Consider the following 12973-nt stretch of genomic DNA (forward strand, 5'->3'; position numbering starts at 1 on the left):
ACTGTGAAAAAGGATGAATGTAGTGGTAGCTAAAATAAAAAAGCTATCTCATTTGTGAGACAGCCTATATATGATTGTTTGGATTGATCAAAAATTAAGAGTGACCGAAACCGATATTCCCTTTTTTATCAGATAATTTCTTTTTGAAATCAATCATTCTTAAAGCTGTTACCGCAGCTTCAACACCTTTGTTTCCAAGGTCACCTCCGCTTCTTGCAATAGACTGCTCTTTGGTATCATCTGTTAAAACACAGAAGATTGTGGGAGTATCTGTCATGATATTGCAGTCTTTTATTCCCTGTGCTACTGCAGAACATACATAGTCAAAATGAGGAGTTTCTCCACGGATTACACAGCCTATAGAGATTACTGCATCATATTTTCTCTCTTTGCAAAGCTGCATGCTTGCATAGTTCAATTCAAAAGCTCCGGGAACAGGGAAAAGCTTGATATTTTCAGGTTTTACACCTTCTTTTTCAAGGATTTCCAATGCTGCATCACGAAGATTGTACGTTACAAAGTCATTCCACTCAGAAAAAACAATGCCGATAGAAAAATCTTCGGCATTAGTTATATGAAGTGGCTTGTAATCGGAAAGATTAACTGTTGCCATTTTTTAATAATATTTAGTCATTTCAATGTAAGAATCAGACATTCCGTTGTCGTAGTCCTGATATTTCTCGTCAATTGCAGAGAAGTATTTTTTAGCGTCTGTTTTCTTGTTTAATCCTAAAGCTACAATACCTGCTTTTCTAGTGAAAAAATAAGTAGTATAAGGATCATCAGAAGCTGTAGATGCCTGGTCTAACAAAGAAAGAGCTTCGTCATTCTTATTAAGTCCTGACTTTGCATCTGCCATAGCACCATACTTCATTGCCATTAAAGTTTTGTTTTTTGAAGAAAACTTATCTAAAAGATCGTAAGCTTCCTGAAATTTTCCTTCTTTGAATTTCAATAAACCAGCATTGTAAGAAGAAAGTTTACCTATTTCGGTAGAAGAATATTCGTTATATGTTCCTACAAAACCTGGGTTAGCAGCTGATTTACCGCCCAATGCTTCCTTATCTTTGCCTTCTGCAAGGTTTTTTTGAGCAGCAAGGAAACTTTTTACAGCTTCAGTGTTTTGAGGAGCCACTACAAATTGTTTGTAAGCGAAAAATCCTAAAACTCCTAAAAGTAAAACTCCAAATACAAGACCTAACGGTTTTGAATATTTTTCAATGAATCTCTCAGTGTTTAAAGCTTCTCTGTCAAGGTCTTTAAAGAACTCAACTGTTTCTTTACCTTCTTGCTCATTCTGAGCACTCTTTCCCAATTTTGCCATAAGTTTTTAAAAATTGAAATGCAAATTTAATTGTTTCTGAATGATTTACAAAATACTTTATTGGTATTATTATGTAAATGTTGAGAATTTGCTGTTATTTATACTAAAAAGACTTCGGCTCTGCTTAGTATGACATTTCTGAAACGGGTTGTTTCGCAGTGACTGTCACGCTGAGCGGAGCCGGAGAATATATTGGTGTATTTCTTAATATTCTAAAATATGATAGACTTCTGCTTCAAATTTCTTCAGCTTCTCATCTCCATTTAGGCCCGTTAATCCAATGAGGAAACTGAATTGGGAAACTGTAGCTCCTTGTTTTTCTACCAATTTGGCGGCTGCTTCTGTAGTTCCTCCTGTTGCAAGAAGATCATCGTGGATAAGAATCCTTTGTCCGGGCTTTATCTGTCCTTCGCGGGTTTCTATAACGGCACTTCCATATTCCAGATCATAGCTTTCAGAAATTATTGGGGGAGGAAGTTTTCCGGCCTTTCTAATTAAAATGAAAGGAACTTCCAAAGCTACAGCAATGGCAATTCCGAAAAGATATCCGCGGCTTTCTATCCCGCAGACAGCATCTACTTTTCCCTTACTGAAGGTTACAAGATCTGCAATGACTTCTTCGTAGAGTTTAGGATCTAGAAATATAGGTGAAATATCCTTGAATTGTATTCCCGGAATAGGAAAATCAGGAACATTTTCTATTGTGCTTTCTAGTTTTTTGATCAGTTCTGCTGAAGCCATTTATGGATTGATTTTATAGCTGGAAATTTTCCAGTCTCCGTTTACGTTTTTAAGCCCGAATGTTACCTTTAAAGAGGTTGTTTTACCACTTTTATCAGTTACGTCATAAGTAGCATTTACACTTGCTCCATTAGGATTGGTTCCATTGGTAGTAATATTTTTTACGCTAACATTTTTTACTGATCCAAATCCTGACGTTGGATTTGAGAAAGACTCATAGCTTCCCCAGCTTGGATTGTTGGATGTTTCATAGGCTGCTTTCAGATTTTGAGAGCTTACGCTGTTCAAAAACTTACTGACTGTATTTTTAGGATCTGCAGTCGGTTGTTTTGGCGCTGCGGGAGCTGCCGGGGCCGCTGTAGCAGGATCAGTAGTAGTTGGTGGAGTTGCTGTAGGGTTATTAGGGTCTATAACGGCACTTGGCTGCTGGTCTATAGCTGTAGTATCCGTTTTAGGGACTGCAGGAACTTTCAGGGCAGCTGCGTTAACATCAAGTCCTATTTTTGACATTTTGAAAGTTTTGGCAGTTGTCTTTACAGAAACTGTGATATCAATTTTGTTATCTACTACTTTTGATGCAGGGATGGAAGAGAACTTTAAGTTGAATCCTTTAAAGTTATTATCCTGCATTAGATTTTTAGCAGTAGCAAGTCGAACTCCGTTGCTGAAAACCTCCAATGTAGCTTCCAGACCTGCTCCGGTAAAGGATACTGGGTTTCCTGCCGCATCTACAAGTCTTGGAACAACCTGAATGGCGGTAGGAGCTCCTGCACCATCATTACCTGTAGGTGTTGTTACAATGCTCAATGAGCCTGCTTTTACATCGTTAGGATCGCTTTCTTTAGCTTTATCATCCCCAAAGATATTCATTTCTCCGAGTGATGGTGGGGCAGTACTGGCCCATTCTATTCCGTTTTTCTGTGCAACTTCGTCAGCCAGGGCCAAAATCTCAGGAACTTTTTTTCCATTGATCAGCTGTCCCAGTGCTTTTAGCTCATTCACATCACCGTCAGCTTCTACACCAAATGTCTTAAGGATATAAAGAGCTTCATTAAACTTAATCTGCTTAATGGTTGATAAACTGGCAGTCATATCATTGATACTAGACTGTAGTGTTTTAGTATTCGTAGCATCTACATGATCTTTCTTACATGCCATAAAAAGCAACAGACTGAAAACAAGTAGAAAAGAAAACTTTTTCATTTTTATTTGGTTTGTTGCAAATTTAATAAAACCTTTATTAATAGTGGATTTTATTTTTTGTTTTGTTGTTCTTTAAGATCATCCTTGAAAAAGCTGCTGAAAATAGTCTGCATATTTGGGAAGGATGGCTCTTTCCAATAGTGAGTTGTGTAATTGCTGTAGTCTTTATTGAATTTTACTCCGTCAAGATTATTCTCATTACCAAAGCTGATTTCTGTCGTATAAAAGTTCTGATAATTAATAATTTGATTGAATTTTTCTTCGCTTTTATGTTTTAGTTTAAGATAAAGCAGCTCATTGAATTCTAGCAAGTCTTTAAGTGTTTTTTGTGAATTTTTTTCAAAAGCGATATTCTGAATTCCTTTCAAATCAAAAAACCGGAATCCAAAAATTGCAAATTCATTTTGCTGCAGATATTCTCCGGTGACTTCAATTTCATCTTTAGAAGCTCCTTTAAGTTCTCTGATCTTTATGTTTTTCTTTTTATATTCATCTGGATTTCCCACTTTTTTCATATTTGGAATATCCAATGAATTGCCATAGTCCCAACTTGCAACCTGTTTTTTTTCTTTTTGGGGATCTGTTAGTCTGTAGGCTCGGTATTGTTCCACATAACTGCTTTTCAGTTTTTTAGTCTTATTATCAAAAACGTACGTAATTATTCCGTCAGCATAAGCATTCAGCTTATTGTTTACGGTAACATAAGAATTGAAATTACCTTTTATAAAAATATATTTTGCAGGCTTGTTATTTTTGATGATTACCGTTTCAATTTCTTTTACCTGATCATTAATTTTAATTACTGGTTGATCCAGGTCTGAATAGGAGAGTGTGGCAACCGGAAAATTATTATAGACCAGCTGAAATTTTTCCTGGTCAGGAGTTAAAGTTTGCTTGTCTATTTTACCATTAATGTCAGAGAAGGCAAGTATATTTCCATTTTTTCCCAATACAGAAACTTTAGGAAGTGGAGTACCCGTTTTTTCAGAAACAAAAGTAATGGTCTGAGCATGGGTAAAAATAGAAAGCAGGGTAAATAGTAAGTAGAGCAGATGAAATTTTTTCATAATAGTATTGGTTTTTGGGTAATATTGACCAGCTTTCTGTTACACTTAATAAATGAAAAAGTATGAATCAATCGCTTTTGGGCATAAAAAAAGACTGATTGTTTAACAATCAGTCTTTTATAGTTTTATTTTGTTACAAGTCCTTAGAAAGGATACTCATAAATTTCAGATTCGTGTAAGAATGGGTTTCCTGTAGGAATCAGCTTCAGTTTAGATAGAGCTGAAAGTACAGTAAACATAAACAATCCAGCTACGAATAGAACAGAACCTAATACTAACAAGAATACTTCAGGAGTTTTCCAGTATGGTCCTACCGTTCCCGGCATTACCATGTTGAAGTAGTCTAAAAGGTGTCCTAAGATAACTACAACCGCCATTACTGTTACTACTTTATAGTTTCTCTTGATGCTGCTGCTTACTAATACCAATAGTGGTAATAAGAAGTTTACGATCAGCATTGGTAAGAAAGTAGGAGAGTAGTGCTGGAATCTTCCGAAGAAGTAATTAACCTCTTCAGGAACGTTTGCATACCAGTAAAGCATGAACTGAGCAAACCATGTATATGTCCAAAGCATACTTGTAGCGAAAAGGAATACTCCTAAATCGTGTAAGTGATTGTCATTGAACTGTGGTAAGAAACCATTTTTCTTAAGATAAACACTTAATAAAATGATAACAGCAATACCACTTGAAAGACAGCTAACCATTGAATACCAGATATACATTGTAGAATACCAGTGAGGGTCAATAGACATCAACCAGTCCCAAGCCCAAGCAGCAGAAGCAAATCCGAAGAATGCAATATACCCCACTGCCCATCTGTAAAGCATTTGATACTCAACTTTAGATTTAGTTTCGTCTACTTTTTTAGACTGAGCCTTTAATTTCCAAGCAAAGAAAGAAGCACCAATCACATAGATTAAAGTTCTGATTGCATAGAAAGGAATATTTAAGAATTTTTTCTTTTCGAATAAGATCACATCAAAATGAGGAGAATCCGGGTTTGTCAACTCGGGGTCCATCCAGTGGAATAAGTGACCATTGTGAGTGATATTCAAGATCATCATGATAATCAAGATAGCTCCTCCATAAGGAATAAATGAAGCAATAGCTTCCATTACTCTTGTAATGATAATTGGCCACCCTGCGTGAGCTGCGTGCTGAATACAGTAGAAAAACAGTACAGCACAACTTACTCCAAAGAAAAAGACAGCCACAAAGTGTAGTGATGCCAACGGCTGGTTGTGAACCTGAAGTTCAGTATGCTCTAGGTGAGCAGCGTGATCCTGTGGCCCAACCATTTCACTTGAGTGTGTAGGAGCAGTATGACCAGAAGCATGAACAGCTTCCATCATTTGTTCTATTTTCTCAGTAGAAAGTCCTTTATTCATAAAGAAGCCAATACCAAACAGAACTAAACCTACAACAAGAAGTATTATAGAAGTTGATTTTAATTTTGGTGAAAAACTATACATTTCTTTTCTTATTTTTTAGTTTCGGTAGTCGTTTCAGTTGCTGGTGCCGCCGCTGTAGCTGCTGCCGGTGCTGCTCCTTTTTTGAAGGCACTCATCACATACATTGCTACTCTCCATCTATCTCCTGCGTTCAATTGTCCCGCATAAGATCCCATTGCATTTCTACCGTTTGTTAATACATAATGAACAGATCCTACAGTAATTTCTCTGTCAGCATAATTAGGTACCCCAGAGAATGCTCCACTTTGTACGATAGGTCCTTGTCCATCACCTCCTGTTCCGTGACATGCAGCACAAGTGTGATCAAACAATACTTTTCCTCTTTCAAGATCCTTAGCTGCATTAGCTGGGTTCAAAGGAGAAGCAGTCATCTTTTTAGAAGCATCATACCCTGCATTGTACTCGTCAACATTCTTAGGTAATAAGCTTTCTTCAAAAACTCCGTCTTTATTCTGAGCAACCGATCCTTCTACCGGAGAAAGACCTGTTGCACCATTATTTTTCACGAAAGCAGGGATTTCATTTTCATGATCTGAATAAGCATCCTGAGCTTTCATCAATGGATCATAAGCTACCGGAAAATACATATCCGGGAAATATACCAATGGTGTATTTTCTTTTGGTCCGCAAGAGTTAAGCAAAACTGTAGTTAAACCTAAAACTGCTGTAATTTTTAATACATTCTTTTTCATTTTAAGCATCTTTAACAGTTATTTCTTCAACTCCAGTTTCAATAAGCAACTGCTTTACAGATTCTACATCTTCAGTTACAAATTCCATCATGAATTTATCATCAGTAGTTCTTGGATCTGGATTCTGAGCCGGAGCTCCTGGATACATTTTGTTTCTAACTAGGAAAGTTAAAGACATCATGTGAGCAGCACAGAATACCATTAATTCGAACATTGGAACTACGAATGCCGGCATATTGTGTCCCCAGTCAAAAGCTGGTTTACCACCGATATTCTGAGGCCAGTCATGGTTCATTACATACCAGGTTAAAGTAGCACCGATAGTAACACCATAAAGAGCGTATAGAAAAGCAGCATCAGAGATTCTGGTTTTCTTTAACCCTAAAGCTTTATCTAGCCCGTGAACCGGAAACGGAGTATAAACTTCGTTTATTTTGATTCCTTTATCGTTGAATGCCTTAACGCCGTTCATTAAATCGTCGTCGTCAGCATAAAGTCCGTATACAATTTTAGTGGTGCTCATCTCCTTCTTTTGCTTTATAAGTTTCACCTGAGATTTTCAAAATCGATTTTAATTCAGCCTGTGCAATTACAGGGAACGTTCTTGCGTATAATAAGAATAATACAGAGAAGAATCCGATAGTTCCTAAGTATACACCCACATCAATGATCGTTGGCTTAAACATTGTCCATGATCCTGGTAAGTAGTCTCTAGAAAGGTTGATAACGATGATATCAAAACGCTCAAACCACATACCGATGTTGATGATCAAAGCAACGATGAAAGTCCAGATAATGTTCGTTCTAAGTCTTTTGAACCAGAAAGAAGCCGGAATAATCAAGTTACAAGTAATCAACGCCCAGAAAGCCCACCAGTAAGGTCCTACTGCAGCACCTGGAGAAAGATATGTAAAGTCTTCAAATCTAGATCCAGAGTACCATCCGATGAAATATTCAGTAGCATAAGCTACAGTTACCATACCACCAGTTAGGATGATTACGATGTTCATAATTTCGATATGATACATTGTAATGTATTCTTCTAAGTGACATACCTTTCTTGCAACTAGCAATAGCGTCTGTACCATTGCAAATCCTGAGAAGATTGCACCAGCAACGAAGTAAGGAGGATAGATCGTAGAGTGCCATCCTTTAATTACTGAAGTCGCGAAGTCAAAAGATACGGTAGTGTGTACCGAGAATACAAGTGGAGTTGCTAAACCTGCAAGAACCAAAGAAAGTTCTTCGAATCTTTGCCAGTGTTTTGCTTTACCACCCCAACCGAAAGCAAGGAATGTATAAATTTTCTTTGTCCAAGGAGTTTTCGCTCTATCTCTGATCATTGCAAAGTCAGGGATTAATCCCATAAACCAGAATACAGTTGATACTGAGAAATACGTAGAGATTGCAAATACGTCCCAAAGTAGAGGAGAGTTGAAGTTCCCCCAAAGAGAACCGAATTGGTTTGGTAATGGGAATACCCAGTATCCAACCCAAACTCTACCCATGTGGATTACAGGGAAGATTGCTGCCTGTACAACCGCAAAGATCGTCATCGCCTCTGCAGATCTGTTTACAGACATTCTCCATCTCTGTCTAAATAATAATAATACTGCTGAGATTAAGGTTCCGGCGTGACCGATACCTACCCACCATACGAAGTTGGTAATATCCCAACCCCAGTTAATAGTTCTGTTAAGCCCCCATGCTCCAATACCTGTTCCGATAGTATAAGCGATACAGCCGAATCCATAGATGAAAAGAATTAAGGCTGCATATAATGAGATCCACCATAATTTACCTGCTCTTTCTTCGATAGGTCGTGCAATATCTTCTGTGATATCGTGATAAGTTTTGTGACCAATAATTAGAGGTTCCCTTATCGGAGCTTCGTAATGTCCTGACATTTTTTACCTATTTATTATTTAAACTTTATTTTTCTACTCTGTTTCTTACTTTAGTGTGATAGAACACGTTTGGTTTTGTTCCGATCTCCTCTAGTAAATAATATCTTCTGTTAGAAGCATAGTGCTCTCTAATTTCAGACTCTTTATCATTCATGTCTCCAAATGTCATTGCTCCGGTAGAACAAGCTTTAGAACAAGCAGTCTGGAATTCACCATCCTTCACTTTTCTTCCCTCTTTCTTAGCCTCAAGAATAGTATTCTGAGTCATTTGGATACACATTGAACATTTCTCCATTACCCCTCTAGTTCTTACAACTACATCCGGGTTAAGTACCATTCTTCCTAAATCATTGTTCATGTTGAAATCGAACTTGTCGTTTAGGTTATAAGTAAACCAGTTGAAACGTCTTACTTTGTACGGACAGTTGTTTGCACAATATCTTGTACCGATACATCTGTTGTAAGCCATATGGTTTTGACCTTGCTTACCGTGTGAAGTAGCCGCTACCGGACATACAGTTTCACAAGGAGCATGGTTACAGTGCTGACACATTACCGGTTGGAAGATAACGTCAGGATTATCTGCAGGGTGGTTTAATGCACCTCCGTCTCCGAAAGCAGTACCGTATAATTCTGGTACAGCCATTCCTTCTTTCAATCCTTCGTATACTTCTACCTTTTGTCTTGAAGAATAATAACGGTCTATTCTTAACCAATACATATCTCTAGACATTCTTACCTCTTCTTTACCTACTACAGGAACGTTGTTCTCAGCCTGACAAGCAATAATACATGCTCCACATCCTGTACAAGAGTTCAAGTCGATAGATAAGTTGAAGTGAGGTCCATCTGTATCATCGAAAGCGTCCCAAAGGTCAATTTTTCTCGCCGGAAGCGCTCCGCTGATTGTGTGGTATTCCAAAGGCTTATTCCATCCTTTGTGTTCGTCATCGAAAGCAACGTTGATGAATTCTGCTAAAGGAACTTCCTTAGCAATCTCATAACGGCCCATCAATGTATTTTGAAGCTGGATACCTGCAAATTCGTGATCTTCTCCTGTTTTCTCGATTTTCACCCCTGAAACAGCAAGGTTAGAACCATCAAATAAAGGATAAGCATTTACCCCTGTATCTGCAGTAGCTCCTGAATCTTTCTTACCATAACCAAGCGCTAGACCTACTGATCCTTCTGCCTGACCTGGTTGTACGAATACAGGAACATCTTTTATTGTTACTCCGTTTACAGTAAGGTTTACAATAGAACCATCTAACTGCATTCTTGCATTAAGATCGTTATCAATTGCAAACTTCTCTGCATCTTTAGGAGAAATCGTTAAATAGTTATCCCAAGACATTCTTGTCAATGGATCAGGTAACTCTTGTAACCAAGGGTTGTTTGCCTGAGTTCCGTCTCCCATTGAAGTCTTAGTGTATAATACTAATTCTAATTCAGAAGCTTTAAAGTTTCCTAGTTCAGCAATAGCCTGGCCTGCGTCTCCACCTGCATACGCTAATGTTGTTGCATTATTGGATGTATTGATACCATTATATAATGCTTTGTTGAAAGAAGTAGCTCCTAAGATAGAACCTGCACTAGATTTTAAATAATCATAGTAATTGTTTGCAGCATTATTCTTACCATTTTTCCAAACTAATAGAGATTCTTCAATCTGTCTTGATTTGTAGATCTTCTGGATCGTAGGCTGCATCAATGAATATACTCCTGTCTGTGGTTCGATATCTCCCCAAGACTCTAACCAGTTTGCTACCGGAATTACAGCTTTCGCTGCTTTGTACATTTCATTTTTCTTATCAGCAACAGCAATTACATAAGGAACCTTTGATAAAGATTTTTTGAAATCTTCACCTTTTGGATGAGAGTAGATAGGGTCTACATTGTTTGCGATCAATACGCCAACCTGTCCGCTATTTACCCATCCTAAGAATTCCTGATATCTTGCCTTGTCAAATTCTTTAAGGAAGTTTGCTTTTCCTGTGAAAGCAACAGAAGCTAATTTCTTGTTGATTAAGTGTGCTAAAACCTGAGCTCCTTTAGAACCATCAGCAAAAACAACAGCTTTGCTTCCTTTTGCAGTAAGCTCTTTAGCTATTTCAGCAGCAATCTTATCGTTAGTATTTCCTCCTCCTACAACTACATTATAAACTTCAACTAAAGTTTTGTTTACAGCACTTGGCTTTAATAGATGTCTTGTATCAGAGTTAGCACCTGTTAATGACATGTTAGACTCCACCTGGATGTGTCTTAGCATGTTTGGACCTGGCTTTCTAGCTGATGCATAAGAAGACTCTAAGCTTGAAGCGTTATAATCTCCTAAGAAGTCAGCGTGGAAAGCCACTACAAGCTCAGAACCTTTAAGGTCATAAACAGGGAGTGCTCTTTGTCCAAATACCTCCTGTGCAGCATCTAATCCTGCAGAATAAGGGAAAGCATCATAAGTTACTAATTCAGCTGTAGGATATTTAGCTTTGAATTCAGCAAATAATTTCTTGAAAGTTGGTGAAGCAAAAGAGTGTGATAAAACCACAATCTTTTTGCCTGACGCTTTAGCTTCTTCCAAACCTTTAAGAACGAAGCTGTCTACTTTGTCGAAAGTTTCGTCTTTACCGTCCAGTTTAGGCTGCTTTACTTTATCATTGTCGTAAAGAGAAAGTACACTTGCCTGGGCTCTTGCATTAGTTTTACCTAAATCACCACCAGCCGGGTTCGGTTCAATTTTGATTGGTCTACCTTCACGGGTTTTTACTAAAACACTAGCAAAGTCGAAACCATCAAAATATGTTGAAGCGTAATAATTAGGGACTCCCGGAATAATGTCATGTGGCTTTACCACATAAGGAATCGTTTTGATTACCGGAGCTTCGCAGGCAGCTAATGTAACTGCTGCAGTTGAGAATCCTAGTAATTTCAGGAAATCTCTTCTTGAAGTACTTGATCCGTTTTTCTCAGCATCTCCAAGGAAATCTTCTACCGGAATTTCTTCCAGAAACTCTTTCTGAGCCAGCTTATTATTCAAAGCTGGATCTTTAAGTTCATGAATACTTCTGAATTGTATTTTGTTTGAAGCCATTTATACTTCTAATTTTTTAGTTATTAATAATGACATTTACCACACTCAAGACCTCCAATTGCATCTACAGTGATCTTACCTCCATCTTGTGGATATTGTTTTTTCAACTTGTCATGTAGATTTTTGAAGTACTCTTTATTATAACCGTTGTTCATATCAACCTCAGTCGTTCTGTGGCACTCGATACACCATCCCATAGTAAAGTCGTTAGCCATCTGTACAACATTCATTGTATCAATTTTTCCGTGGCAGGCTTTACATACAACATCAATTTTGTTGTTAGGATTCTTTTTGTTGAAAGAATTGATGATCGCTTGTTCACCAGCAATTACGTGCTGAGAGTGGTTGAAGTAAACGAAATCTGGCATGTTGTGGATTCTCGTCCATTCAACCGGCTGTGTTTTTCCTGTGTACTGTTGTTTTGCAGGATCCCAACCTGTTGCAGCATAGATCTTCTGGATTTCTCCATCATAGAATGCCTTGTCTTTTCCTGGCTCCATGTAGTGATCCTGGTTGTATTCAGAAATTGTTCTGTGACAGTTCATACAAACGTTCATAGAAGGAATCTCAGATACTTTTCCATATTTAGCACTAGAGTGACATAGCTGACAGTCAATTTTCTGCTCCCCAGCGTGGATTTTGTGAGAGAAGTAGATAGGCTGCTCTGGTTTGTAACCTTTGTAAACCCCAATCCACATCAACCAGTTCCATACTCCGTACGCCGCCAGAATAGCCAAGATGGCCAGTACTGCTTTGCCTACATAGTGGAACTTCTCATACATTTCCCTGAAGGAACGAACTCTTGTTTCATTAAGTCCTGCTAACTCTTCAGACTGACCTAAGGTTACCAATTGTCTTAGTTTAACCAAGATCCAAACTAGTAAACCTGCAATCGCTAAAAGGGAAATAATAACAATGTTTGTAGTGGTTTTGTCTGCAGGAGCTGCCGCCTCAGCGCCAGGTACAGGAGTTGCTTCCGGTTTTTTCTCTTCCGGAGCCGGAGGATTAGTAGTGAAAGCTAAAATGTCGTCTATATCCTTATCTGTAAGATTTGGAAAGACCTGCATTTCAGTCTTGTTAAACTTCTCAAAAATCTCATTAGCGTATTTATCCCCAGAAGCCCTCAGAGCTTTGTTGTCTTTGATCCACTTGTGAAGCCAATCTTTGTCTACACCGCCTTCTGTCTTTACACGATCTACAACCCCCTTTAACGGTGGTCCTACAACTTGTTTGTCCAGCGCGTGACATGCAGTACAATTCGCTTTGAAAAGTTTCTCTCCGTTTTTAGGATCGCCGTCTTGCCCGTAAAATGAAGCACTGGTTGATAGCAATAAGCCTATTGCGATCAACGTTTTTTTATAATGCTTTCTCCAACTAATCATTTAAATTATCTTATGTTAGTAAAATATTGAACATATCAATTCCGCAAAAATAATATTTTTAACAGGAATTTAACGGTATATGGAAAGGGGAAAA

The 12973-nt window shown here is 38.0% G+C and carries 11 protein-coding genes; all 11 read right to left on the reverse strand.

Annotated elements, in window-relative coordinates; translation table 11 throughout:
- Positions 1–94: 94 nt before the first annotated feature.
- Positions 95–613 (reverse strand): 6,7-dimethyl-8-ribityllumazine synthase, encoded by a 519-nt coding sequence (gene ribH, locus LF887_RS00330; protein WP_034734563.1) that lies wholly within the window; start codon positions 611–613, stop codon positions 95–97.
- A 3-nt stretch (positions 614–616) separates the two neighbouring features.
- Entirely contained in the window at positions 617–1324 is a 708-nt protein-coding gene (locus LF887_RS00335) for a tetratricopeptide repeat protein (protein ID WP_236856852.1), read from the reverse strand.
- A gap of 204 nt (positions 1325–1528) precedes the next feature.
- Positions 1529–2065, reverse strand: coding sequence for an adenine phosphoribosyltransferase (locus LF887_RS00340; protein WP_236856853.1), 537 nt, complete (start codon positions 2063–2065; stop codon positions 1529–1531).
- Positions 2066–3268: a hypothetical protein gene (locus LF887_RS00345; RefSeq protein WP_236856854.1), complete on the reverse strand. Its 1203-nt coding sequence runs from the start codon at positions 3266–3268 to the stop codon at positions 2066–2068. It abuts the gene before it with no gap.
- 50 nt (positions 3269–3318) lie between these two features.
- The gene (locus tag LF887_RS00350; protein WP_236856855.1) at positions 3319–4335 is read right to left on the reverse strand and encodes a hypothetical protein; all 1017 of its coding nucleotides are present in this window, start codon (positions 4333–4335) and stop codon (positions 3319–3321) included.
- 143 nt (positions 4336–4478) lie between these two features.
- Positions 4479–5810: a quinol:cytochrome C oxidoreductase gene (locus LF887_RS00355; RefSeq protein WP_236856856.1), complete on the reverse strand. Its 1332-nt coding sequence runs from the start codon at positions 5808–5810 to the stop codon at positions 4479–4481.
- 8 nt (positions 5811–5818) lie between these two features.
- Complete coding sequence (locus LF887_RS00360) at positions 5819–6511, reverse strand: c-type cytochrome (protein WP_236856857.1); 693 nt, start codon at positions 6509–6511, stop codon at positions 5819–5821.
- A complete protein-coding gene (locus LF887_RS00365; RefSeq protein ID WP_236856858.1) occupies positions 6504–7025 on the reverse strand; it encodes a DUF3341 domain-containing protein in 522 nt (173 codons plus the stop codon). Before LF887_RS00365 ends, LF887_RS00360 begins: the two co-directional genes overlap by 8 nt.
- On the reverse strand, positions 7012–8409 hold the full coding sequence (gene nrfD / locus LF887_RS00370) for an NrfD/PsrC family molybdoenzyme membrane anchor subunit (protein ID WP_236856859.1): 1398 nt from the start codon (positions 8407–8409) through the stop codon (positions 7012–7014). The genes LF887_RS00365 and nrfD overlap by 14 nt, the downstream gene beginning before the upstream one ends.
- 25 nt (positions 8410–8434) lie before the next feature.
- Positions 8435–11497, reverse strand: coding sequence for a TAT-variant-translocated molybdopterin oxidoreductase (locus tag LF887_RS00375; protein ID WP_236856860.1), 3063 nt, complete (start codon positions 11495–11497; stop codon positions 8435–8437).
- 23 nt (positions 11498–11520) lie between these two features.
- Entirely contained in the window at positions 11521–12879 is a 1359-nt protein-coding gene (locus LF887_RS00380) for a c-type cytochrome (RefSeq protein WP_236856861.1), read from the reverse strand.
- Between the last annotated feature and the right edge of the window lie 94 nt (positions 12880–12973).

The sequence above is a fragment of the Chryseobacterium sp. MEBOG06 genome (assembly GCF_021869765.1).
Classification (GTDB): domain Bacteria; phylum Bacteroidota; class Bacteroidia; order Flavobacteriales; family Weeksellaceae; genus Chryseobacterium.

Coding starts and splice junctions, on each gene's coding strand:
- LF887_RS00340 (WP_236856853.1), bottom strand. CDS start 2,065: ATGGCTTCAGCAGAACTGATCAAAAAACTAGAAAGCACAATAGAAAAT.
- LF887_RS00375 (WP_236856860.1), bottom strand. CDS start 11,497: ATGGCTTCAAACAAAATACAATTCAGAAGTATTCATGAACTTAAAGAT.
- LF887_RS00365 (WP_236856858.1), bottom strand. CDS start 7,025: ATGAGCACCACTAAAATTGTATACGGACTTTATGCTGACGACGACGAT.
- LF887_RS00355 (WP_236856856.1), bottom strand. CDS start 5,810: ATGTATAGTTTTTCACCAAAATTAAAATCAACTTCTATAATACTTCTT.
- nrfD (WP_236856859.1), bottom strand. CDS start 8,409: ATGTCAGGACATTACGAAGCTCCGATAAGGGAACCTCTAATTATTGGT.
- LF887_RS00335 (WP_236856852.1), bottom strand. CDS start 1,324: ATGGCAAAATTGGGAAAGAGTGCTCAGAATGAGCAAGAAGGTAAAGAA.
- LF887_RS00360 (WP_236856857.1), bottom strand. CDS start 6,511: ATGCTTAAAATGAAAAAGAATGTATTAAAAATTACAGCAGTTTTAGGT.
- LF887_RS00345 (WP_236856854.1), bottom strand. CDS start 3,268: ATGAAAAAGTTTTCTTTTCTACTTGTTTTCAGTCTGTTGCTTTTTATG.
- ribH (WP_034734563.1), bottom strand. CDS start 613: ATGGCAACAGTTAATCTTTCCGATTACAAGCCACTTCATATAACTAAT.
- LF887_RS00350 (WP_236856855.1), bottom strand. CDS start 4,335: ATGAAAAAATTTCATCTGCTCTACTTACTATTTACCCTGCTTTCTATT.
- LF887_RS00380 (WP_236856861.1), bottom strand. CDS start 12,879: ATGATTAGTTGGAGAAAGCATTATAAAAAAACGTTGATCGCAATAGGC.